General features: G+C 62.6%; 21 protein-coding genes. 6 read left to right on the top strand and 15 right to left on the bottom strand.

Going from position 1 to position 22,897, the window contains the following annotated elements; translation table 11 throughout:
* Positions 1 to 17: 17 nt before the first annotated feature.
* Genes hpaE through VSR82_RS09660 form a run of 3 tightly spaced genes read right to left on the bottom strand, consistent with a single transcriptional unit; the run spans position 18 to position 3,041 of the window.
* Positions 18 to 1,475 (bottom strand): 5-carboxymethyl-2-hydroxymuconate semialdehyde dehydrogenase, encoded by a 1,458-nt coding sequence (gene hpaE / locus VSR82_RS09670; RefSeq protein ID WP_429457405.1) that lies wholly within the window; start codon positions 1,473 to 1,475, stop codon positions 18 to 20.
* 40 nt (positions 1,476 to 1,515) lie between these two features.
* A complete protein-coding gene (locus tag VSR82_RS09665) occupies positions 1,516 to 2,271 on the bottom strand; it encodes a fumarylacetoacetate hydrolase family protein (RefSeq protein ID WP_429457407.1) in 756 nt (251 codons plus the stop codon).
* The gene (locus VSR82_RS09660; RefSeq protein ID WP_429457409.1) at positions 2,268 to 3,041 is read right to left on the bottom strand and encodes a fumarylacetoacetate hydrolase family protein; all 774 of its coding nucleotides are present in this window, start codon (positions 3,039 to 3,041) and stop codon (positions 2,268 to 2,270) included. The genes VSR82_RS09665 and VSR82_RS09660 overlap by 4 nt, the downstream gene beginning before the upstream one ends.
* Before the next feature lie 190 nt (positions 3,042 to 3,231).
* Here VSR82_RS09660 and hpaR point away from each other — a divergent pair, with 190 nt between their 5' ends.
* Positions 3,232 to 3,639, top strand: coding sequence for a homoprotocatechuate degradation operon regulator HpaR (hpaR, locus tag VSR82_RS09655; RefSeq protein WP_176124839.1), 408 nt, complete (start codon positions 3,232 to 3,234; stop codon positions 3,637 to 3,639).
* Positions 3,640 to 3,648: 9 nt separating this feature from the next.
* Here hpaR and VSR82_RS09650 read toward each other — a convergent pair whose 3' ends face one another.
* From VSR82_RS09650 to VSR82_RS09640, 3 genes are all read right to left on the bottom strand, one after another.
* Complete coding sequence (locus VSR82_RS09650; RefSeq protein WP_410851779.1) at positions 3,649 to 4,797, bottom strand: DSD1 family PLP-dependent enzyme; 1,149 nt, start codon at positions 4,795 to 4,797, stop codon at positions 3,649 to 3,651.
* A gap of 34 nt (positions 4,798 to 4,831) precedes the next feature.
* A complete protein-coding gene (locus tag VSR82_RS09645) occupies positions 4,832 to 5,506 on the bottom strand; it encodes an HAD-IA family hydrolase (protein WP_429457411.1) in 675 nt (224 codons plus the stop codon).
* Positions 5,507 to 5,605: 99 nt separating this feature from the next.
* Positions 5,606 to 6,511, bottom strand: coding sequence for a LysR family transcriptional regulator (locus tag VSR82_RS09640; RefSeq protein ID WP_498857659.1), 906 nt, complete (start codon positions 6,509 to 6,511; stop codon positions 5,606 to 5,608).
* 118 nt (positions 6,512 to 6,629) lie between these two features.
* Between VSR82_RS09640 and VSR82_RS09635 the strand changes: the two genes are divergently transcribed.
* Positions 6,630 to 7,709, top strand: coding sequence for a hypothetical protein (locus VSR82_RS09635; protein ID WP_368585993.1), 1,080 nt, complete (start codon positions 6,630 to 6,632; stop codon positions 7,707 to 7,709).
* Here VSR82_RS09635 and aroQ read toward each other — a convergent pair.
* From aroQ to VSR82_RS09620, 3 genes are read right to left on the bottom strand one after another with little or no spacing between them, the layout of a single operon-like run.
* Positions 7,706 to 8,143, bottom strand: coding sequence for a type II 3-dehydroquinate dehydratase (gene aroQ / locus VSR82_RS09630; protein ID WP_368585994.1), 438 nt, complete (start codon positions 8,141 to 8,143; stop codon positions 7,706 to 7,708). The genes VSR82_RS09635 and aroQ overlap by 4 nt on opposite strands.
* Positions 8,144 to 8,195: 52 nt before the next feature.
* Positions 8,196 to 9,266 carry a Gfo/Idh/MocA family protein gene (locus tag VSR82_RS09625; RefSeq protein ID WP_429457416.1) on the bottom strand — a complete coding sequence of 357 codons (1,071 nt, stop codon included), beginning with the start codon at positions 9,264 to 9,266 and terminating at the stop codon, positions 8,196 to 8,198.
* Positions 9,267 to 9,317: 51 nt separating this feature from the next.
* A complete protein-coding gene (locus VSR82_RS09620) occupies positions 9,318 to 10,721 on the bottom strand; it encodes an MFS transporter (RefSeq protein ID WP_368585996.1) in 1,404 nt (467 codons plus the stop codon).
* A gap of 283 nt (positions 10,722 to 11,004) precedes the next feature.
* On the opposite strand from VSR82_RS09620, the gene VSR82_RS09615 reads away from it, so the two are divergent.
* Positions 11,005 to 11,961, top strand: coding sequence for a LysR family transcriptional regulator (locus VSR82_RS09615; protein ID WP_368585997.1), 957 nt, complete (start codon positions 11,005 to 11,007; stop codon positions 11,959 to 11,961).
* Between the two features lie 47 nt (positions 11,962 to 12,008).
* Here VSR82_RS09615 and VSR82_RS09610 read toward each other — a convergent pair whose 3' ends face one another.
* The 4 genes from VSR82_RS09610 to VSR82_RS09595 all read right to left on the bottom strand — a co-directional run bounded on the left by VSR82_RS09610 (position 12,009) and on the right by VSR82_RS09595 (position 15,255).
* Positions 12,009 to 13,358, bottom strand: coding sequence for an MFS transporter (locus VSR82_RS09610; protein ID WP_429457419.1), 1,350 nt, complete (start codon positions 13,356 to 13,358; stop codon positions 12,009 to 12,011).
* Positions 13,359 to 13,409: 51 nt separating this feature from the next.
* Complete coding sequence (locus VSR82_RS09605; protein ID WP_429457421.1) at positions 13,410 to 13,988, bottom strand: isochorismatase family protein; 579 nt, start codon at positions 13,986 to 13,988, stop codon at positions 13,410 to 13,412.
* 45 nt (positions 13,989 to 14,033) lie between these two features.
* Complete coding sequence (locus VSR82_RS09600; RefSeq protein ID WP_410851785.1) at positions 14,034 to 14,486, bottom strand: MarR family winged helix-turn-helix transcriptional regulator; 453 nt, start codon at positions 14,484 to 14,486, stop codon at positions 14,034 to 14,036.
* 121 nt (positions 14,487 to 14,607) lie between these two features.
* The gene (locus VSR82_RS09595; protein WP_368586001.1) at positions 14,608 to 15,255 is read right to left on the bottom strand and encodes a VTT domain-containing protein; all 648 of its coding nucleotides are present in this window, start codon (positions 15,253 to 15,255) and stop codon (positions 14,608 to 14,610) included.
* Between the two features lie 153 nt (positions 15,256 to 15,408).
* On the opposite strand from VSR82_RS09595, the gene VSR82_RS09590 reads away from it, so the two are divergent.
* Entirely contained in the window at positions 15,409 to 15,936 is a 528-nt protein-coding gene (locus VSR82_RS09590; protein ID WP_368586002.1) for a GNAT family N-acetyltransferase, read from the top strand.
* Between the two features lie 92 nt (positions 15,937 to 16,028).
* On the opposite strand, the gene VSR82_RS09585 is transcribed toward VSR82_RS09590, so the two are convergent.
* Entirely contained in the window at positions 16,029 to 17,087 is a 1,059-nt protein-coding gene (locus tag VSR82_RS09585; RefSeq protein WP_429457424.1) for an alkene reductase, read from the bottom strand.
* A gap of 83 nt (positions 17,088 to 17,170) precedes the next feature.
* A complete protein-coding gene (locus VSR82_RS09580; RefSeq protein WP_176107853.1) occupies positions 17,171 to 17,473 on the bottom strand; it encodes an ArsR/SmtB family transcription factor in 303 nt (100 codons plus the stop codon).
* Positions 17,474 to 17,877: 404 nt separating this feature from the next.
* Here VSR82_RS09580 and VSR82_RS09575 point away from each other — a divergent pair, with 404 nt between their 5' ends.
* Complete coding sequence (locus VSR82_RS09575; protein WP_368586004.1) at positions 17,878 to 18,216, top strand: hypothetical protein; 339 nt, start codon at positions 17,878 to 17,880, stop codon at positions 18,214 to 18,216.
* A 451-nt stretch (positions 18,217 to 18,667) separates the two neighbouring features.
* Positions 18,668 to 19,369, top strand: a complete 702-nt coding sequence (locus VSR82_RS09570) for a DUF2968 domain-containing protein (protein ID WP_368586005.1) — start codon at positions 18,668 to 18,670, stop codon at positions 19,367 to 19,369.
* Positions 19,370 to 22,897 lie beyond the last annotated feature (3,528 nt).

Below are 22,897 nucleotides of genomic sequence, written 5' to 3'. Positions count from 1 at the left end.
TTTTTTCGATGTCGCTGTTAGATGCCCCAGCGCGGAATATGATGCGAGCCGAGCGACACGCAGACGTTCTTCGGTTCGAGGAATACCTCATAGCTCCACGTGCCGCCTTCGCGGCCCACGCCCGACGCTTTGGTGCCGCCAAACGGCTGACGCAGATCGCGCACGTTCTGGCTGTTCACAAAGCACATGCCCGCTTCGACGGCGGCCGCCACGCGCAACGCGCGGCCCGTATTCTCGGTCCAGATATAGCTCGACAGACCATACGAAATATCGTTGGCGAGACGGATCGCCTCGGCTTCATCGTCGAACGGAATCAGGCACGCGACCGGTCCGAAGATCTCTTCCTGAGCGATGCGCATGCGGTTGTCGACGTCGACGAACACGGTCGGCGTGACGAAGTTGCCGTGACGCAACGCGTCGGGCAAGTCGGGCGCATCGAGGCCGCCGCACGCGAGCGTCGCGCCTTCCTTCGGGCCGAGCTCGATATAGCTGCGTACTTTCGCGAGATGCCCCTGGCTGATCATCGGGCCGACGATCGTGCTGTCCGCGAGCGGATCGCCCACCGTCAGACGCTTCGCGCGCTCGATAAAGCGCTCGGCGAAGTGCGCGTAAATGGAGCGCTGCACGAGAATGCGCGAGCCGGCGGTGCAGCGCTCGCCGTTGTTCGAAAAGATCATGAACACCGCGGCATCTAGCGCGCGTTCGAAGTCGGCGTCGTCGAAGATCACGAACGGCGATTTGCCGCCCAGCTCCATCGAGAACTTCTTCAGGCCCGCGGTTTGCACGATGCGATTGCCGGTCGCGGTCGACCCGGTGAACGACACTGCGTGCACGTCGCGATGCGCGACCAACGGTTCGCCCGCTTCCTTGCCGTAGCCGTGCACGACGTTCAGCACGCCCGCCGGAATGCCCGCTTCGAGCGCGAGCTTGCCGAGCATCGAGGCGGTCAGCGGCGACAGCTCGCTCATCTTCAGCACGGCGGTATTGCCGAACGCGAGGCACGGCGCGACCTTCCAGGTGGCCGTCATGAACGGCACGTTCCACGGCGAGATCAGCGCGCACACCCCGACCGGATGAAACAGCGTGTAGTTCAGATGCGACTCGGTCGGGTACGTGTGGCCGTCGACGCGCGTGCACATCTCGGCGAAATAGCTGAAGTTGTCGGCCGCGCGTGGCACCAGTTGCTTGCGCGTCTGCGAGATCGTCTGACCGGTGTCCTTCGTTTCGGTCTCCGAGATTTCCGGCACGTGCTTCGTGATCAGCTCGCCGAGCTTGCGGATCAGTTTCGCGCGTTCCGCGGCGGGTTTCGCGGCCCAGACGGGGAACGCGCCTTTGGCCGCTTGCACGGCCGCATCGACTTCTTTCGCGCCGCCGCGCGCGACTTCGGCGAGCACTTCCTGCGTGGCTGGATTGACGGTTTCGAAGTAGTCACTCGAGGTGCACATCTCGCCGTTGATCAGATGGTCGATCGGCATTGCGTTGTCCTTTTGCTGTTCGCTGGTTTTTTGCTGTCCATCAGAGGCCGAAGTCCGCGTCCGATGCGATCGTGTTGACGAGGCGGCCGAGGCCGTCGATCTCGCACACGACTTCATCGCCCGCGTTGACGTTGACGATGCCTTCGGGCGTGCCGGTCAGGATCACGTCGCCGGGCGCGAGCGTCATGAAGCCGCTCAGGTATTCGATCAGCGCGGGGATGTCGGTGACGAGATCGCGCGTATTGCCGCACTGCTGACGCGCGCCGTTCACGAAGGTGCGCAGCTCGAGTTGCGTGACGTCGGCGATGTCGGCGGCGTCGACGAACCAGGGGCCGAGCACCGTGCCGCCGTCGCGATTCTTCACGCGCAGATTCGGGCGATAGTAGTTTTCGAGGTAGTCGCGAATCGCGTAGTCGTTCGCGATCATGTAGCCGGCCACGTGCTGCATCGCGTCTTTACGCGCGACGTTTTGTGCGGTTCGCCCGATCACGACCGCGAGCTCGCACTCGTAGTGCATGAACGTGACGCCGGCGGGGCGGCGCGTGACGCCGCGATGGCCGAGTACCGTGCCCGGTCCCTTCAGGAACACCAGCGGTTCTTCCTGCTTGCTGAACTGCAACTCCTTCGCGTGCTCCGCGTAGTTCAGCCCCAGCGCGAAGATCGTACCGACTTCAATCGGCGCGAGCCAGACCACTTCGTCCTCGCGACGCACGCGACCGTCGGCGAGACGGACACCCTGCTCGTGCGGATACGCTTCGTGAATCGCTCCCGCATAGGCGACGCGGCCGCGCATCATGATTGTTCTCCATGGTGTTGATCGACGCGCACGAACGAGATGGTCAATGGCGGCAGCGTGCCGATCGACAGCGTGGCCGTATCGCCGACATGCGCGACAGGCGAGCCATGCCGCACGCCCAGGGTCAGCACGTCGCCCGCGTTCAGCGTCATGAAGTCGGTGACGTCGGCGAGCAATTGCGCGACGTTGCGCACCGACGATGCGGTGCTCGCTACAAACGGTTCGGCACCGTTCAGCGATATGGCGATGTCGAGCCGATCCGGCGCGGCGACATGGCGGGCGGCGACGAGCGCGGGTCCGATCACGCAGAAGCCGTCGCGTGCGCGCAGCCGTACGTTGGGCCGATACACGTTGGTGTGCGGCACGCTCAGATCGCCGACCAGCGTATAGCCAGCGATATAGTCCGCCGCGCGCTCGACGCCGACGCGCGTCGCGGTCCGGCCGATCACGATGCCGAGCGATGCGCCGACCTCGACGCCGAGCGCGTCATCCGGCACGACCACGCGCGCCCGATGTCCGGCCAGCGTATTGCGCGGCTTCAGATACAGAATCGGCGCTTTCGGCGGCGCCTTGTACGGTGCCGCATGCACTGCGTCGCCCAGCGCGTTCAAGGCGGCGCGATCGTTAAGCAGGACTCCGTACACCGCGCCGCTGACCGGCGCGCGACACGCGACGCCGCGCGCGAGCAACGCGGCCGCGGCGTGCGCGTCGACGTCGCGAGGCAGCGCGTCGCCTTCGGGATGCAGTAGATGATCGGCAAGGGCAAACATATATTCGCAGCCTCGTGGCGAAAGTTCGGCGAAAACACTAAGATGTTAGTAGTATCCTGCTTGATATGATTGACGGTCAATAGGCTGTCAGTTGATCGCGGGTTTTCCCGTAAGCTTCGACAGCTTTTCTTTCCGATTTCTTGCCAACATGTCCGCTGCGTCCACCCGAGTTTTGCACCGCAATCTGCCGATGCTGTTATTACGCGCTCGCGAAAAAATGATGGAGCGCTTTCGTCCGTTGATCACTGCGCACGGACTCACCGAGCAGCAATGGCGAGTGATTCGCGCGCTCAACGAGCACGGCCCGATGGAGCCGCGCCAGATCTCCGACATCTGCACGATTTCGAGCCCGAGCATGGCCGGCGTGCTCGCGCGCATGGAAAGCATGGAGCTCGTGACGAAGGAACGTTTCGCGGAGGATCAGCGGCGCGTACTCGTGTCGCTGACGGATACGAGCATCGAACTGGTACGCGTGATTTCGAAGGATCTCGAGGCGCACTATCGCGAACTCGAGCGCAAGGTGGGACCGGAGATCGTCGAGCGCGTATATCGCGCGGTCGACGATCTGCTGGCGGGGTTGTCGGAAGAGGATGAGTGACGCGGTGGCTTACCAGCCGTAAAACCTCTGCCACGCGACGCTGCTGCCGTCCGGCGCGACCGCGTGATACTCGGGGAACTGCGCGCCGGTCGCGCACGCGTGGTTCGGCAGGATGCGCAGTTTCATACCGATCGGAAAGCGCTGCGCGATGTCGTCGCTCTGTGCATCGGCTTGCGGATCGGCCTGAGCCGCCGCAAGAATCCCGTGCTCCTGGTTGGCGCCGCTCACGACATAGCCCGGCAGCAACGTGCCATTGAGCAAACACGGCTGCCCATAACCGAAATCGTGCGACTGCCGCGAGGTGCCGCGATCGCGGCTTAGCGCCATCCAGCCCGCGTCGAGAATCGCCCAGCCTTTGTCTTCCTGATGACCGATCACGGTCGTGAGTACGCTGAGCGCGATGTCGTCGAGCGTGCAGACGCCCACGTTGTGCATGACCAGATCGAACAGCACGTAGACGCCGGCCCGCACCTCGGTGACGCCTTCGAGATTCCGTGCGGCGAGCGCGGTCGGCGTCGAACCGACGCTGACCGCTGGACACGCGATGCCCGCTTCGCGCAGCCGCTCGGCGGCGCGCACGCAGCCCGCGCGCTCCTGCTCCGCGAGCGCGGCGAGCGCTTCGGGCGTATTCAACTCATAGCTCGAACCCGCATGAGTCATCACGCCGCCGACCTTCACACCGTTCTCGTGCAGAATCCGCCCGACGTCGAGCAGCGTCTGCTGTTCAGGCTGGATTCCCGAGCGATGGCCGTCCGTATCGACCTCGATCCAGACCTCGAACGTTTCGCCGTGCTGGTCGCCGAACGCGGCAAGCGCCGCGGCGGCGGTCGGGTTGTCGACCACCAGCTTCAGATCGCAGCCCTGACGACGCAGCGCGAGCGCGCGCGGCAGCTTCGACGGAACCATGCTGACGGCGTACAGGATGTCGTGGACGCCGGCCGCGTAGAACGCTTCGGCTTCTTTCAGCGTCGATACCGTAATGCCGCGCGCGCCGGCGGCGATCTGCGCGCGCACGACGTCGATGCACTTGGTGGTCTTCACGTGCGGCCGGAACGCGACGCCGAGCGTATTCATCCGCCCTTGCATGCGCGCGATGTTCTTCTGCATCCGGGCGACGTCGATCAACGCGGCCGGGGTTTCGATCTGTTCGAGTTTCATGCTTGCACCTGAGGAACGAGGTGAGGTTTTAGGTTCAATGGCGACGCTCGCGGGCAAAGCTTGCGAGCCACGGCACGAGCCCGTCGAGCGATGCCGCTTCGACCTCGGGCGCTTGCGCACCCGCAACGAGCGGCAGGCCGACCCGGTTGTGCCAGTAGGTCCGCAGACCCACGGCCGCGGTGCCGAACATGTCGTAGCTCGACCCGGCGACGAACGCGGCGCGCCGCGGTTCGACGCCGAGTTTGTCGAGCGCGAGACGGTACGGGAGCGGGTCCGGCTTGTAGACGCCGGCTTCCTCGGCGGTCACGATCGCGTCCCAGCGCACGGGCAACAGCGCGGACGCCTGCAAGCCGAGCCGCGTGGAGCAGTTGGTGACAACCGCGAGCTTGCAGTGCGGCGCGAGCGCACGCAATGCGTCGAGCGCGCCCGGCCATGGCGTCAGATTCAGCCAGTCCGTTTCGAGCGCGTTCGCGGCCGCTTCGGACAGACCGACTTGCGTGGCGGCTTTCCGCACCAGTTGTTCGTAGGGGACGTAACGGCCGCAGCCGTACGTCAGACGCAGATAGGCGGCACGCCAGGCGCGACCCGCTTCGTCGGAGCCTGCCGCGCGGTTCCACGAGGTCCACGAGTCGAGCAGGGCGGTGAGCAGGTCGAACAGGACCGCGTCGGGGTAGGCGGGGGTGTCGGTGGCGTGGGCGGCAGCAGTCATGATTGCATGTGGGCCGGCTGTTGAAGATGAGTCGACTATAGGTTTTCGATAGGACGTCAGCGTTCAGGGGGGATGACTCTTAGATTCAGACTAACTGAATCATCGCCGCCACGGTGGCAGCGGCCTGAAGCGGCTTTGCAGATACTGCATGAAATGGCGCGTGCGCGCCGGCAGCCCCGTGCGCTGATGCGTGAGCGCGATCACGTTCGCATCCGGCGCTTTCCAGCCCGGCAGCACACGCACCAGTTTGCCCTTCGCAAGATCGTCTGCGACGTCCCATTCGGAGCGCAGAATCACGCCACGCCCCTCACAGGCCCATTGGCGGATCACGTCACCGTCGTTGCAGCTCAGATGCGCGGATACGCGCACGCTGCGGCGCGTGCGGCCCTTGCTGAACTGCCACAGCGACACGTCCTCGTTGTTTTCGCGCAGCACGATGCAGGGCAGCCGGCTCAACGCTTCCGGCGATTCGGGTTGGCCGATTCGCTTGACGAGTGCGGGCGCCGCGCAGACGAAGCGCGCGTTCGGCGCGATCATATAGCCGATCAGGTTCGACAGCGGCAGCTCGCCGATATGCACGACGATATCGAAGCGATCGAGCGTTTCGGTCAACGGCCGGTCCGACAGCGTCAGCGCGACGTCGATATCGGGGTTCTGCTGCTGGAACTCGCCGATCAGCGGCGCCAGATGGCGTCGTCCGAAACCGAGCGGCGCATTGATCTTCAGCGTGCCGACGAGGCCGCCGCGGCGCGTTTGCAGATCGTCGAACAGCGCGTCGAACTGCGCGATCAGATCGGCGCCGCGCTCGCACAGCAGCAGGCCTTCGTCGGTGAATTGCAGGCGGCGCGCGCTGCGGTTCACGAGCTGCGCGCCGAGCTTCTTTTCGAGTTGCTGCAAACGCTGCGTGATCGCCGACGGCGACAGCGCGAGCCGCCGCGCGGCGGCGATCAGACTGCCGCTCGCGCGCAGTGTGAGCAGGAAGCGTATATCGGCCGAATCGTTCATGAGGGCGAGGTGAGTGCATTGGCGGAAGCGTGGAATCTCGCAGCATAATGCGTCCCGCTCGATCACAGGGTAAAGTGGCGCTTCCGGTCTATTGATTCAATCATTGGAAAAGAAGTCCATGTCGTTGCCTCATGAGTCGTCCGCGAACGACGCAGCGCCCGATACTCCGCTGAAACAGGCGGTTTTTCTGCACACGGGCTGGCGCAGCGCGGGCACGTGGGTGTGGTCGCGGCTGCGCGAACTCGAAGGCGCGGCCGGTTTCTACGAGCCGCTCAGCAACGTGCTCGCCGATCTCAAACTGGCCGACGTGCCCGCGTCGCGGCCGACCTTGACCTCGGGTCACCCGCCGCTGGCCGCGCCATACTTCGACGAATACCGGCCGTTTTTGCGCGAAGACGCGCGCGGCGTCGCGGGTTACGACCGGCGTTTCAGCATCGATCGCTTTACCCGCGAGCCGGATGCGACGTTCCCGTCAATGCAGGCCTATCTGCGCGCGCTGAGCGCACACACGGTCGAGCAGGGCCGCGTGCCGGTGTTCAAGTTTTGCCGCACGGGCGGTCGTCTGCCGTGGCTGAAGCGCGCGTTTGCCGAGGCGCTGCACGTGGGTGTGCTGCGCAATCCCGCGTCGCAGTTCGCGTCGGGTTGGCTGCTGCGGCAGCAATGGAGCAATGCGTTTTTTGTCGCCGCGCCGTTTCGCGTGCTCGGTCTGAATCAGATCGATCCGCTGGTGAGCGAGGCGATCGGCGTGTGCGGCGTGCGGCTGCCGCCGCTGCCGCCGATGCCCGATGACGCATATGCGCTCGCGTGCGAGCAGTTCGCGCGCACGGTGGACAGCGACAACGCGTATCGCGCGTTCATTGCGTTGTGGATTCTCTGCGCGCTGCGCATGGGTGAGGGCGTCGATCTGCTGATCGATATGGAGCGGCTCGGCGAGTCGCGCGACTACGCGAGCGGCCTGAGCGCCGCGTTCGACGCGCAATGCGGCTTGTCACCCGACTTCACGAGCGCGCGCGATCTGGTCGTTGAAACGCGGCGCAGCGCGGCGCGCATGACGGGCATCGACGGCGGCGCGTTGCGCGCCGTGCACTCCGCCGCGCTGAAATTCCTGAAGGCGCAGCCGGGTATCGACCCGGCGTTCGTCGAGGTGGTCCGCCAGAAAATGGTGCTGGCCAACGAGTTGACCGAAACGTGGCGCTAGCCCGCCGCCGACACCGCCGCGCGCAGCCCGAGCAGATAGCTGTCCACGCCGAAGCCGCAAATCTGCCCTTTGACGATCTCCGCGAACACCGACTGATGGCGGAACGCCTCGCGTGCGTGAATGTTCGACATGTGGATCTCGACCACTGGCACCGTCAGGATCGCGAGTGCGTCGCGAATGCCATAGCTGTAGTGCGTCCACGCGCCGGCGTTGATCAGCACGCCGTCGGCGTTGTCGGTGAACGCCTGGTGAATGCGCTCGCACATCGCCGCTTCGCTATTGGTCTGAAAGCTCTCGACCCGCACGCCGAGCTCGTCGCCGAGCGCGCGCAGCCGTGCGTCGATTTCTTCGAGCGTGATCGTGCCGTATTGCGCGGGATCGCGCTTGCCGAACATGTTGTGGTTGATGCCGTGCAGCATCACGAATGTTTTCATAGAGCCATCCTGAGTAATCAACTGTGAAATATCGGCGCCAATTCGGCTTGTTTTAGTGGACCGCCGCCGCGACAGCGCGGGTCGTATCGACGACCGCACCGGTCTTCGCCGCTTCGACGATCGCCTCGGTGATACGCAGATTCTGCAAACCGTCCTGCGCGCTGACGAGCGGCGGCTCCTTGCCGTGAATCACGCGCACGAAATGCTCGAGCTGCAGCTTTAGCGGGTCGTCGCGCGTCATCTCGGCGACGCTGACGTCGAACGGCTTCCACCACGAGCGGTCCGCGGCTTTGGCGTAGGTCTTCAGGCGCATCGTCGGTACCGCGAGCGAGCCGAAGGTGCCCGCGATCACGTAGCAGTCTTCGTCCGGATACGACGGATAGGCCTTGTTCTCTTGCGACGTTTGCTCCCAGCTGCGCGCGCTGGCGGCGGTATCGGACAGCATGAAGCTGCCGAGCGCGCCGTTCGCGAAACGCAGGTTGATCGCGACCGTATCCTCGACCGGAAAGCCGCGCGTCGCATGCGACGAGAAAGCCTGCACGGCGACGATGTCGCCGCACAGCATGCGCAGGTTGTGCACCTCGTGAATCATATTCAGCAGGATCGGACCGCCGCCGGGCTGGCGCCGCCAGTCGGCGTCGGCGAAGTACTCGTCGGGTTTGAAGAACACCGCGCTGCCCATCACCGCGACGAGCTTGCCCAGCCGCCCCTCGTCGATCAGCTGCCGCGCGCGCGCCATGATCGGACTGTGCGCGCGATGATGACCGATCAGCAGCGGCACGCCGCTGCGCGCCGCGTCGGCGGCGAGCGTTTCCGCTTCGTCGACGCTCGGCGCGATCGGCTTTTCGAGCAGCGTCGGCACGCGCGCCGCGAGGCAACGCGACGCGTGTTCGACGTGCAGCTGGTTCGGCGTCGCGAGAATCACGCCGTCGGGGCGATCGCGTTCGAGCAGTTCGTCGAGCGTGCGGAACAGCGGCACGCCGGCCTCGGCCGCGAGCGCGGCGGCCGCCGGCGATGGATCGACGATCGCCGACAGCGTGCACGCGTCGCTTTGCTGCGCGACCGCCATATGAGCGCGGCCGATGTAGCCCGCGCCGGCGACTGCGATCCGGGTGCTGGTCATGAGCGGGTTCCCTGAAAGTGCTGGTTAAGGCGCGCTAGCCGGCAAGCGGGCTCAAGCAACGGCTTTTTTTCCCGCGGCCATGCTTTGCGCGCGCATCGCGTCGTAGCTGAGCTTGTCCATCGGCACGGCATTCTTTTCGCCGAGGTCGCTGAGACGCACACGGAAGTTCTCGCGCGCGCTCCATGCGGAGATCGCGCATACGATCGTGATGCCGAACGTGATCGCGCCGATCGTCAGCGGCACGTTGTGCGATCCCGGCGGCGCGACGTAGGCGAACAGGGCTGGCAGCAGCGCGGTGATCGTCGTGCCGATGTTCTGGCCGATCGCCATCGCCGAGACGCGCGAACGCGTCGGGAACAGTTCCGGGTAGAAGCTCGGGAAGATCGCGTTGTAGCCTTGATAGATGACGCCCCACATCAGGATCGACATCACCATCGCGAGCGGCACGTTGTGGATGCTGATCGCGTACAGATACGCAAAAGAAAGCAGCCCTGCCCCGAGCGCGCCGACGATGATCGGCAGACGCCGCCCGATCCGGTCGGATAGGTTGCCCACGTACGGAATCACCAGCACCGCGACGATGTTGCCGATCACCGGAATCCACAGATACAGGCTTTTCGAAAAGCCGATCCCGTACGACGGCTGCACCGCGTACGCCGCACCAAAAATCGTCGCGACGACCGGGATCACGTTCATCAGCGAGCACAGCACGACGCGCAGCATGTCGCGCCAGTTGTACTTGAACGCTTCGACGATCGGCGAGCGCGGCACACCGCCGCTCGCGCCTTCCTTCTCGAACGCGGGCGTTTCGTGGACTTCGCGGCGGATGATGTAGCCGGCGATCAGCACGATCGCGCTGAGCAGGAACGGAACGCGCCAGCCCCACGAGTTGAACGATGTGTCGTCCATGTAATAGGCGAGCGGCAGGAATACGGCGGCGGCGAGAATCTGGCCGGCCTGCACGCCTTGCAGCGTGAAGCTCGCGTAATAGCCGCGTCGTCCGAATGGCGCGTGCTCGAGGATCATCGAGCTGGCGCCCGAGATTTCACCGGCGACCGCGAAGCCCTGGATCAGCCGCAGCACGACGAGCAGCACCGGCGCGAGAAAGCCGATCTGGTGATAAGTCGGCAGCAAGCCGACCGCCATCGTCGACAGACCCATCAGGAACATGCAGAGCAGCAGTACGTTCTTGCGCCCGTGGGTATCGCCCCAGTGCCCGAGCACGATCGCGCCGATTGGCCGCGCGACGTAGCCGACGCCGTAGGTTGCGAGCGATGCGACGATCGCGATCTTCGGGTTGCCGGAAGGGAAGAACAGTTGAGGAAAGATGAGCGCGGCGGCCTGCGCATAGATGAAGAAGTCGTAGTACTCGAGTGCCGAGCCAATCCAGCCGCTGGCGGTTGCCTTGCGCGCCTGCGAGCTATGCCCGCCACTTGCCGATGCGTTCGTTTGCATGTCGTCTCCTGAATGGGAAATGTTTTTGTCAGCTTCTACGGCTGAATCATTGGCGCTTTTAAACGGGCACCGCGCAAGCCAGGATTTTCCTGATCTCGTTGCCGCGGTGCAGCACAACGGTATGGATCGACGCATGTCATACGCCGCCGCGGCACACTGCGGGTTAACCACGGCCTGAGTGCGCCGGGCATTGCATTGGACCGCCGTTCAAACGACCGGCCCTTGCCCAAGCCATCCGTTGCAGCTAGGGTAATAGCGTTATGCGCCGACACAATGCGTCCAGATGCAAAATCAGAATGCGCTCACAGCCACGAATGAATCCTTCCTGCGCGATCTGCAGCTGTTCTGTCATATCGCGCGGCGCGGCAGTTTTGTCGCGGCGTCGACGGAGATGGGGCTGTCGCCGTCGCATGTGAGCAAGCGCATCGCCATGCTCGAAGCCGGTCTCGGCGTGAAGCTGTTTCAGCGCACCACGCGCCGCGTCAGCGTGACGAGTGACGGCGAAGCCGCGCTGCAATGGGCGCAAAAAATTCTCGATGACGTGCAGGGCATGGCCGACGCGTTCGCCTATCGCCGCACCGAGCTGAGCGGTCTGTTGCGTATCAGCACGAGTTTGCGGCTCGGCCGCAAGCACGTGTCGCCGATTCTCGCGATGCTGCGCGAGCGCCACCCGAACCTCGAAATCTGGCTCGAACTGCTGGATCGGCGCGCGGATGTGGTCGGCGAGAACTTCGATATCGACGTGCGCGTGGGCGAAGTCCAGGAGCCGCATCTGATCGCGCACAAGATCGTGGAGAGCGCGCGGATTCTGTGCGCGTCGCCGGCTTATCTCGAGCAGCACGGTGCGCCGGTCGAACTCAACGATCTGACCGGCCACGATTGCCTGCTGTTTCGCGGCCGCGACGACCGCTTCGGAGTCTGGCGTCTCAGCGGGCCGCACGGCGAAAAGAGCGTGAAGGTGACGGGCACGGTCGCGTCGAATCTGAGCGACATCGTCGTGCAGTGGGCGAAGCAGGGCTACGGGATCGTGATGGTGTCGGTCTGGGACGTGGCCGAGAGCCTGCGCGCGGGCGAACTGGTGCGTGTGCTGCCCGACTATCAGCAGTCCGCCGATGTGTGGGCGGTGACGGCCGAGCGCTTGTCGTCGTCGGCGCGGATTCAGGTGTGTATCGAGTTTCTCAGGGAGCAGCTGACACGCGGACCGTATGCACTGGTGACGCGCGGCGTGGGCGGACTCTGAGCTGCGCATGCCCGGGTCCCGGGTCCGGCGCCCCCACGCTTGCGTGTTTACACGCTCGAAGCCGTATCCTCTTCCGCCGCGTCGAGCTCGCTGCGTTGAAGCGTCGTGACGGAGTCGCGAACGACCGTCGTGGCCGTGACGGGCCGCGGGTCTTCGATGCTGTAACGCAGGCGCCAGCCTTCACGATAGAAGCGCAACTGCCGGTAGCGCATCAGATAGACAAGACCGACGAGCGCCGCGCCGAAGCCCGATGCCGCGCCGACGCCGAGCGCCCAGCGCGGGCCGAAACGGTCGGCAACCCAGCCGACCACCGGCGCGCCGAGCGGTGTGGTGCCGAGCGCGATCGCGAGCAGGATCGCGATGACGCGGCCGCGCATCGCGGGCTCGGTGGTCAGTTGCACGAGGCTATTGGTCGAGGTGGTGAAGGTCTGCGTCGACACGCCGATCACGACCAGCACGATCCCGAACAGCACATAGTTGGGCATCAGCGCGGCTGTCGTGCAGCCGATGCCGAATATCGCCCCTGCGCTGAGCAGCAGCCCGATCGTGGGCCGCGCGCGGCGCGCGGCGAGCAGTGCGCCGGTGACTGAGCCGATTGCCATCGTCGAACTGAGCAGGCCGTACTCGCTGGCGCCGGCACGGAACGCGGTGACGGACATCGTCGAGATGAAGATCGGGAAGTTCAGGCCGAAGGTGCCGATCAGGAACAGCATCAGGAGCGCCGCCTTCAGATCGGGGCGGGTCCACACATATTTGAAGCCTTCGACGAAGCTGCCGCGCGAGCGCACATTGCGCGGCTTGATATGCAACTGGTCGAGCCGCAGCATGCGCAGCGCGCCGAGCACCGCGACGAACGACAGTGCATTGATCAGAAACACCCAGCCGCTGCCCACCGACGCGATCAGCAGACCGGCGACTGCCGGGCCGAGCATACGCGCGGCGTTGAACGACGTGGAGTTCAGCCCGACCGCGTTGGCCAGATCGCGCTCGCCGACGAGGTCGGATACGAAGGTCTGGCGCGCGGGGGAATCGAACGCGGTCACGCAGCCGAGCAGCCCGGCGAACACGTAGACCTGCCATAGCTGCACGAGCCCCGTGACCGTGAGCAGACCGAGCGCCAGTGCCAGCGTGCCCATTGCCGCCTGCGTCACGAACAGCAGCTTGCGGCGATCGAAGTGATCGGCCGCGTAGCCGGTGAGCGGCAGCAACAGCATCTGCGGGCCGAATTGCAGCGACATCACGATGCCCACCGCCGTCGCGTTGTGATGGGTAAGCTCGGTGAGCACGAGCCAGTCCTGCGCCGTGCGCTGCATCCACGTGCCGATGTTCGAGACGATCGCGCCGCTCGCCCAGACACGATAGTTGAATATGCGCAGCGAACGGAACGTGGTGCTCACGACAGGGGTGTCCTCAATGCGGGGTGGACTGCATGCGGGTAGTGACTCGCGTCAAGCCGGGCTTGAAGCGCGCGAGCGTTCGAGCAGATCGAGCACTTCCTGCGTCGTGCCGGTTTCGCCCAGGCGCGGGAAGATGCGCGTGATGCTGTTGGTGTGCGCGTCGGCGTTCAGATCGGTCATCGCGTCGACGACGAGCGTGACGTTCAGGCCGGCCTCGCTCGCGAAACGCGCGGTCGATTCGACGCCGATGCTGGTCGCGACACCGACGAGCACCACTTGCGTGACGCCTTGCTGTTGCAGATACGAGGCCAGATCGGTGTTCGTGAAGGCGCCCCACGTGCGCTTCGTGACCAGATGGTCCGACGGCTGCTGCTTCAGTTCGGGCAGCAGATCGGCGAAACCGGCCGGGAAGTCGGCGGAGTGGCGACCCTGCTCGGTGCGGCCCGGTGCACCGGCGGTGACGTTCACGAGCACCACCGGCAGGCCGTGGCGGCGGAACGCGTCGAGCAGCGTAACCGTGCGTTCGACGATCTCACCGGCCGAATAGGGCGCGGTGGGCAACGCGACGACGCCGCGCTGCAGATCGACGACGACCAGTGCGGTTTTGGCATCGAGAGTAGTGAGTGCCATGAAGTGCTCCTGCGAGTGGCGGGACGCGCGTGCGCGCATCGCGAGTTACAAATCGACGAGGCGTTTCAGCAGATCGACGCCCGTCGCGAGCTGTTGCTGTTCGGCTTGCGTGAAGCGCGTTTGAATCGTGCGGCACAGCCAGTCTTCGCGCGCCGCGCGGCTCGCCTTAACCTTCTTGCGAAAGGACGGAGTCAGCGACAGAACCGTCTGCCGTCCATCGTTGGGATCGGGCGCGCCGTTGACGAGCCCCGCGGCTTTCAATGCCGCGAGCGTTTCTCCCATCGACTGCGGACGCATGCCGTGCGCGCGCGCGAGCGCGGTGACCGTGGCCGGGCCTTCGCGTTCCAGCAAATTCAGCACCTGCACCTGCGACGGCGTGAAGTCGCCGACATGCGACTCCTCGCGCAGACGCCGGCGTAGCTTGCCCACCAGCACGCGCAGGTCTTCGGCCAGCGTATGGAGTTCTTCCGGCGTACCGGAAAGAGGGGATTTGCTCATGCGATGAGCTCGTGCGATGACATGATGTGAAGGTATCCTGCTAAGGTTACCTTCGTACCTCGCCTGGGTCAAGGTCTTAGGTGGCGGGACCCCGTACGCGAGGGCAGCGCCACGATCGCGCTCAACGCGCCCGCATCCGCCGGTTGAAAAAACGCCATACCGCGGCGCCGGCCAGCATCGCACCGCCGAGCGCGAGGCCCAGCAACACCAGCGAACTCAGATGCTCGCGCACCACCGGCACGTTGCCGAACAAATAGCCGGCCGCAATCAGCGACACGATCCACAGTGCCGCCCCGGCGGTGACGAACGTGACGAAGCGCGAGAACGTCATTTGCGACACGCCGGCGGCGAACGGCGCGAACGTGCGCACCACCGCGATGTAGGGTGAAAGCAGGAAGGTCAGGCGGCCGCGCGCCTCGCTGAACGCGTGGGCGCGGCTCAGCGCATTGCGGTTGAGCCAGTAGTAGTTGCGGGTGTAGACCTTGTCGCCGACCGCGTGGCCGATCGCGTACCCGACGATGCTGCCGGCCACCGTCGCGACGAACAGCGCGGGCGCGATGATCCACACGTTCAATGCGCCGGTGGCCGCGAGCGCGCCGCAGATGAAGATCAGCGGATCGCCGGGCAGAAAGAACAGCGGCAGAAATGCGAACTCGACGAACACGACGACGAACAGCAGCGCGTAGATTGCCGTGCCGAATTGAACGATAAGCGCGCTCAGGTGCTGGTCGAGGTGCAGCGCGATCTGCAGCACATTCATCAGGTTCATGTTGGCATGAGCCTCAGGTGGCGTTCGGAACTGATGAGTGTAGTCCCGCGCGCGTGGGTGCAGGTGCTTGCGCGACGAGTTTATGTCGTTTGACGCTTGTCGATGTTGCCGCGCCGATGTCAAACTCGGGTGGTCTTCATCAGATGCAATGCCATGTCGCGCGAGTCCGCCATCACCTTCCGTTTTGCCACGCCGCACGAAGCGGAAACGATTCGCGCCATCGAATTCGAAGCGGGGCTGCGTTTCGTCAGTGTCGGCATGACCGGAATCGCCGACGCACCGCCGATGGCGCGCGAGGTCGTCGAGCGCAAGATCGAAGCGCGCGAGATCATCGTCGCGCTCGACCAGCACGAGGTTTGCGCGGGCTTCGTGATGTTCGAGCCGCAGCCGGCGCGCATCTACGTTCAGGAGCTCGACGTACTGACCTCGCACGCGGGCAGGCGCATCGGCGCGGCATTGATCGAAGAGGTCGCGCGAATCGCGCGCGCGCGGCATTTGGCGCAACTGGTGCTGTCGACGTATCGCGACGTGCCGTGGAACGCGCCGTACTACCGGCGGCTCGGCTTTCGCGAGCTCACCACGTCGGAACTCGACGCGGCATTGCTCGCGCGGCGCGACGCGCATATCGCGCGCGGGCTCGATGAGTCGAAACGGGTATTCATGCGGCGCGATCTGGCCTAGCGCGCAAAAAAGCGGCGGGCGTGGCTGAAATTCAGTCACGCCCGCCGATTTGTCATTTCATGCAGCGGACATGGGCCCGCTGTCACTGCCGATTACACCGTTTCCAGCGCCGGATAATCGGTGTAGCCGGCTTCGCCGCGCGCATAGAACGTCGCCGGAACCGGCGTGTTAAGCGGCGCATCTTCCGCGAAGCGGCGCACCAGATCCGGATTCGCGATGTACAACTTGCCCCAGGCCACCGCATCCGCTTCACCGGCGTCGAGCACCTGCTGCGCGGTTTCCTTCGTGAACTTCTCGTTCGCGATGTACGGGCCGCCGAACGCTTTCTTCAGCTGCGGGCCGAGGCGGTCGTCGCCGAGCGCTTCACGCGCCGCGATAAACGCGATCTTGCGCTTGCCGAGTTCGTGCGCGACATAGCCGAACGTGGCGGCCGGATCGGAATCGCCCATCGTATGCGAGTCGCGGCGCGGCGCGAGATGCACGCCGACGCGGTTTGCACCCCACACGCTAATGCAAGCGTCGGTGACTTCTAGAAGCAGACGCGCGCGGTTCTCGATCGGGCCGCCATAGATATCGGTACGCTTGTTGGTGCTGTCCTGCAGGAACTGGTCGAGCAGATAGCCGTTCGCGCCGTGCACTTCGACGCCGTCGAAGCCCGCGGCCTTCGCGTTTTCCGCGCCCTTGCGGAATGCTTCGACGACACCGGCGATTTCGTCGAGCTCGAGCGCGCGCGGCGTCACGAACGGACGCTCGGGCCGCACGAGGCTCACGTTACCGCCGGCCGCGATCGCGCTCGGCGCGACCGGCAGCTCGCCGTTCAGGAACACCGGGTCCGAAATACGGCCGACGTGCCACAGCTGCAGGAAGATCTTGCCGCCCGCGTCGTGCACGGCCTGCGTGACGAGCTTCCAGCCTTCAACCTGTTCCTGCGACCAGATGCCCGGCGTATCCGCGTAGCCGACGCCTTGCGGCGTGACCGACGTCGCTTCGCTGAGGATCAGGCCGGCGCTCGCGCGTTCGGCGTAGTAGCGCGCCATCAGCGCGTTCGGCACGCGAATTTCCTCGGCGCGCTGACGCGTGAGCGGCGCCATGATGATGCGGTTCGGCAGCGTGATATCGCCAATTTGCAGCGGATCGAAAAGAGTCGGCATAAGAGTTCACCTTTGGCGGCGGGCAGGGCCCGAGCCTCATAAAACTGCGTGAAAAAGGAAACGCGGCGATGCGAGTGCGGTACTCAGAGCGTGGTGTTCATGTATTCGAGAAACGCCTGAATGACGGGCTCGTTGCGTTTGAAAAACACCCATTGACCGACCCGTTTCGACGTGACGAGCCCCGCGCGCTGCAAAGCGGCGAGGTGCGCCGACACGGTGGACTGCGACAGACCGCAGCGCGCGTCGATCTTGCCCGCGCACACGCCGTGGTCGAGCGGCAGCTCCTGATCGGCAAAATGCGCTTGCGGCTCGCGCAGCCAGCCGAGAATCTCCCGGCGGACCGGGTTGGCCAGCGCTTTGTGGATCGCGTCGAAATCGGGCGTCATGTGGATGGTTTCAGGTGGTTCGATAAGCCGCACGCTGTATCACGTGCACAACATGCATCGCTACGGAACGAATTATATATCGGATCTTCACGATATGGGTGAAAGCACTACCCTGAATGGGGCGATAGGTTTCGACAAGACAAAAAAGTTGAAACTTCGCGAAAAGCGAAGTTGTTCGGCCGGATTGCGGCGAACGCGCTCGTTTCGATTCGCATTGCAATAGGGCGAAACTCCTTTTGATCCAATCGCCCTCGCTCTCTCCGATTATCTCAATAATCGGATTTGGCCGATATTCTCGGCTAACGGTAGTCCATAACCTAGCGCTTATTCTTACTTGGGCGTGTCGTGCGAAAGGATTACATTTTGTCAGTCAGGTTTTCGGTGCGTTTGAAGCAATGTCATTCATGCCTACCCTGTTTATTCCGACTTTGAGGTTTTGGAACGATGCGGTTGCCGTATCTACGGAATACGTGCGCAATCGCTCGTACATTAAAGCGAGTCAGTTCGTACATTCCCACTTCAACTCCCCGGCGTCCGCCGTGTTGCTGTTCGGCATGGTTGCCTTGCTGGGTGCGTCGGCCTGGGTGGCGGTAACGGAGATGGTCGGTCGCGCGAACGCATCCGGCGCAATGCAACCGAGCCCGGCGTTGGACATGGCTGTGTTGGCTCCGAAAAAGTTGGTTAGCAAGACCGCCAATAATCAGTTGTCCGACGCTGCATTGCTTGTCATGTCGGAGTCCTAGAGTGGTTCATCCGCAGGGCGGATCGAAGACTCTGCGCGATACCTTGGAGCGCGCCGGCGTGCCGATCGAAGTACGGGAGCAAACCAAGAGCATTTATGCCTGTCGGCTTGACCTTACCGCTCCGCGCAGAAGGGCGAAACTTTCATTTTCTCTTCGCGCTGGACGAGGCAACCATACAGGGTAAGGCTGTTCGGCATCGAAGTGATACATATAATTCGGGAAGGACAATTCAAAGTCGCCTTTATCCACCACCGCTTCGCCTAACAATTCGTTGATGAAATATCGAATCCCTAAGCAATATTCGGAGCGATGGCGCGTTGGGTATCGCGATAAGACCATCAAAAGCCGCACCAATTTGCAGATTTCGTAACACGTTCCGACCGAAGCCCGTGACGTTGTTTCCAACATGACATTCATTGGTGAGAATTCAACTCACATAGGAGAAGTTGCGATGAGGTACTCTTTTTTTCTGCGGCTGACTGCTTTGCTTGCCCTTGGGTCGTCGTCCATGTATGTGGAGCTGGCCTTGGCGCAGGAGCGCGAGGCTCCAGTCGTCGGCACGCGACCCGCGATGAGCGCGCTGACAGCGCAACCGGCCACACCCGCATCTGGAGCATCATCTGGCGCAGCGGCCGACAGCGACGTGCAAGGCTATGTCGCCGAACTGATCCAGATGATTCACGACGCGAAGCTGACGGAGTTGCGGACGACGTACAACGGTAGTTACGGCGCAACGCTCTTCTTCTATCCCCAGGAAATGACATACTACGTTGCGTTGTTTCAGGATCGCCACTTCTGGCGTGTTATCAAGTCGCAGGACGAGGCACGTGCCGAAGCAATCTATGCAGGCTTCGTGCAGCAGACTGCGCAATTGGCAGAAGTCGAAATTCGTCGCACGCAATTGGAAGCGCAAAACGCGTTTCTCAATCGAGGGCTCGCGCAGTCAGCGGACCGCGCGCGGCGTCTGCAGGCCGATCTGGACGTTGCCCGCACGCAGCAGGCGCAGGTCGACGATCGTCAGCGTCGAATGCAGGCCGAGGCCGCTGTACTGCGCGCGGAAAAGGTGCAAGCGCAGGCGCAATTGCGCGAACTGCAACGTCAGGTCGATACACTGCAAAGGCAGAATGAAGCCGGTTTGCCGGGCGCAAAATAGATCCGCCAGCAATCTTGCAAGCCCGCGCTCGATGGCTTCCTCCTCATGCTTGCTTCCGGGACCCGATACAACGAACACGAGGTATTTAGGACGTTTCTTATTATTTTGCTGAGTGTTTTGAGGAGTTGCCTGATCCTTCCTCAGCGTTAATAGGTCTAGGATCTATCTACGGTGCAGATTAAGGATGCGAGTGGCGATAGAGCGTGCGTTAGTACTTGCGACCGACCAGTGTCAGGTCTGTCCAAATCGGACCGAGGTGTGGGCTCTTCTTGCCGAGTGGTCTTATGCAGTTCATTGTTCCGCGTGCACGAGATTATGGGCAGGGTGAATCCATTGAGGATATCCGCACAGGCAGGGGCGTCGTAAGGTGATACCCGGAATCGATGGATGCGTAAAACTCCAGCTACGGCTTACCGCTAACACATTCGTTCCAAAAACGAACTTTGAATCATCAAATATAGCGCGCATTGCTAGGCATTTGATACCACATTAGTGGATGGGTCTCGCGAACCACCGTTTCGACACACCTCCATGCGCTCATGAAATTTTGCCGTGAGGCGTTGCGAGAAAACCGATGTTGACGATTCCCCTTACTGCAGTCGAGGGCACGATGGCGTTGCCAAGTTCACGACCGTTTGCAAGCCTGCCCGCTTCTTTTGGACACGAATGGATGCCACTGCCTTCTCGCGTTAGTTTGCGTCCTGAGGTCATCGGATTCTATGGCGCGTTGTCACGAACGTTCTGTCTAAGTGCCGTAGCAATCAGATCGATGTGCCGGTGGGAGCAGCTGCGCCCTGAATCGAGCGCGCGCTTCCATGCCGATGTTGACTCACCAGCGGGCTTGGTCACTCCCGCGGCAAGTGCACCGAAACCAGCGTCCGGATGCATCGAGGCGCCGCACGGACAGCCCCGTTTAATACGCCGACGGGTAATCGCAGAGCGCGTAGTTGCAACGGGCGGAATAGTGCTCGCGGCATGGATTGCGCTGAGGGCCATGTCGGTTCCTCCCGCGCAGACCGTTGCAGGGGGTGATGTCACCCCTTTGGTGACTGTACCGTCGGCTCCCATTTCGGCGCAAATGGAGGCGTCGATACCGGTGAAAGGAAGTTCAGCCGCCCTTTCGCGCAACTACGGAAACGAAGCCGCGAGCAGGAATATTAGTTCCGCTAGAGAATCGGTATCTCAGCGTATTGGTGCAGTTACCGTTCGTCGGGGTAACGGCGGTGCGGCTCGCCCGGCAGTTCGCCCCGCTGCGACATCAGCAGCAGGGCATCATTCACCGTCCTCGACGAAATGGGCCGCGGTCGATCACTATGCATCCGCCGCAACCGGGGTACGCCTGCTCCCAAGCGACGGCGTGCCGATTTCGTCATGGGCGGTGCGAGCGGACGACTCTGGCTGGATGGATAAAATGCAACATCGTCGTATCACGGATGTGCCTGGGCGATTCGCCGGGTAAGCATGGGTCATTGAGTTGATGATGTAGACAACCCACTCCTCGTGCGCTGCGCGTCGGCAATGGAAACGAGAAGAACATCATGAGATGTACGGTTCGGTCCATGACAAGCTCATTGTTGAGGTGAATACAAGTGCTGTCATGTCGCCGCGGAAGTAGTCGGCAACTTTTCGCAATCAGGCGGCGCCTTCACTCGCAGAAGCATTGAATTCGATTGGCAATGCAGGCGTTCTGTCCGTGACTGGCGACGAGCCGGCCGGCGTCATCCGCCACTGAATGGAGGCGAGCGCGTTGTCAGATGGAGCCGAGATACAACGTGGTGCGTAGCCCCTCTCGCATTGACGTTCCAATCAAAAAATGTCCGAAAACCGATCGGACCAGCGAGGCTCACTTATCCATGGTGTAACGACGCGCTCTTGTCCGAGGCCTCGGCTAAGACACCGCCCTATTGAAAGACGGCTAATAGGAATGGGCCCATTTCGTTTCTACATATTTTAAGACGTGCCCTGTTTTTGCAGTTGGATTGAATCCGTAAAATTCTGGTTGATGTCATCGCTTCACGCTCGGATGGGCCAGCGGCGCAGCGAACGGATGTTTGGGATGCAATCTAACGCCTTCTCTGACATGCGAATGGCAACATTGCGAACTTGCGAAATTGAGTCAGCGAAATCGCCGATTGTCTACATCTGAGCACAGAGGCAATCGAATCGCGGAAAAATGCGTAGATCTACAAACTTGGTACCTATGGGATGGCGACTTGGTGCGCTACGGAATAGAGAAAAGATTCTGTCCGGAACCTGTGTCTTACTGCGGCGCGTCAAATCGGGACGATGCATGAATTTCCCGATTTTTAATGCGAATTAAAGGCAAATTCATTTACGTGGCCCGAGAATCAAGTTTTATAGATGATCGAATGTTATAAACCTCCGTTGGGTTCGATGAAGTTGCAATTTTTGCAGCCGGGGAAAACCACGAGTGAGAAAAAGTGATGAAACAAGACAGATTCGCAAGCATAAGAGAATTGCTAATCAGGTTCGCGAAACTTTCCCGGCGTCAGCAGAGTGATTTTCTGTCCACCGTAACCGATTTCATGTTCGAGTCGCCAAAATCAAAAAAGCAGATGCTTCTTGAATGGGAAAGACAGTCCATCTGCCGGGACTCGCGATTGGTTGGAAAAAACGGAGATTAGCAAACGCTGTTCGCGGTTGTGCTCGATACAGTCGGGCCAAAGGCAGGTGCGCCGATGTGGTTCGTCAAGCGAAATGTGCTGACCCGGGGCCGAATAGAGCCAGTGCGCAGCACGGCGAACAGGACGTTGCAGCCTTGCCGTGCCGGCGCGAGGGGGGCGTTGCTTTGGCGCTGGGCCGGAGCGATCTTGCTGCCGTAACACGTTCGATAGACAGATCTCGCAAGACCGCGAAGGCGCACAGGAGCAAAGCGCACTTGGGTATTCTTGCTGCCTCGTCTGGACAGACGCCGCCGATCGAAGAGCCTGAATCTTAGGTAACTGGCGCGAAGTCAGCAAAGTTGGCCATCGTCAATTCGTCTCGCTCACCAGCAGCGATGGATAGCGCACCCCGGGTCTCGCGACGCTAAGGGCTGGGCCCGCTGCGAAACCGGCAAAGCATATGTCCTGTCGAACACGCCCCCAGAGCTTTTCCTCCTACGCGTCGCGTTGCGCACAGCAATCCTGCCCCGGTGCGCGGGTCCGTCAAGGCAATCGTTCTCAACCGTCTACCGCGGATCTCGGCGCGCGGCAAGTTCACATCAACCGGTAGCTCACACAATAGAACGCCGACAGCGACGAAGATGTCCGCCGCATGCCCTGACAGTTGCCGCCTCCATTTCGCGATCTGGTTCTGACGCACATCAAGCTGCTACTCCCGCTCGACCAGTGTCTGCGCCCCTTTGACCGTTCCGCTTCGAATGCCGCAATCGTGTTCGTCGGGTCTTCTTTGTCATCTTCCAGGTCTTGGTGCCGACGTTGTCTCGGGGTTCACAGCTGGGGAATTCCATCTATCGAGCTCTGCGAAGTGTTGGTGGAAATTTTTGTGCCTTTTTAATTGATTTTC

This window comes from Burkholderia sp. JPY481 (assembly GCF_038900515.1).
Lineage (GTDB): Bacteria > Pseudomonadota > Gammaproteobacteria > Burkholderiales > Burkholderiaceae > Paraburkholderia > Paraburkholderia youngii.
The sequence above is the reverse complement of the archived record's forward strand: the minus strand, read 5'-3'. Positions and strand labels throughout refer to the sequence as shown.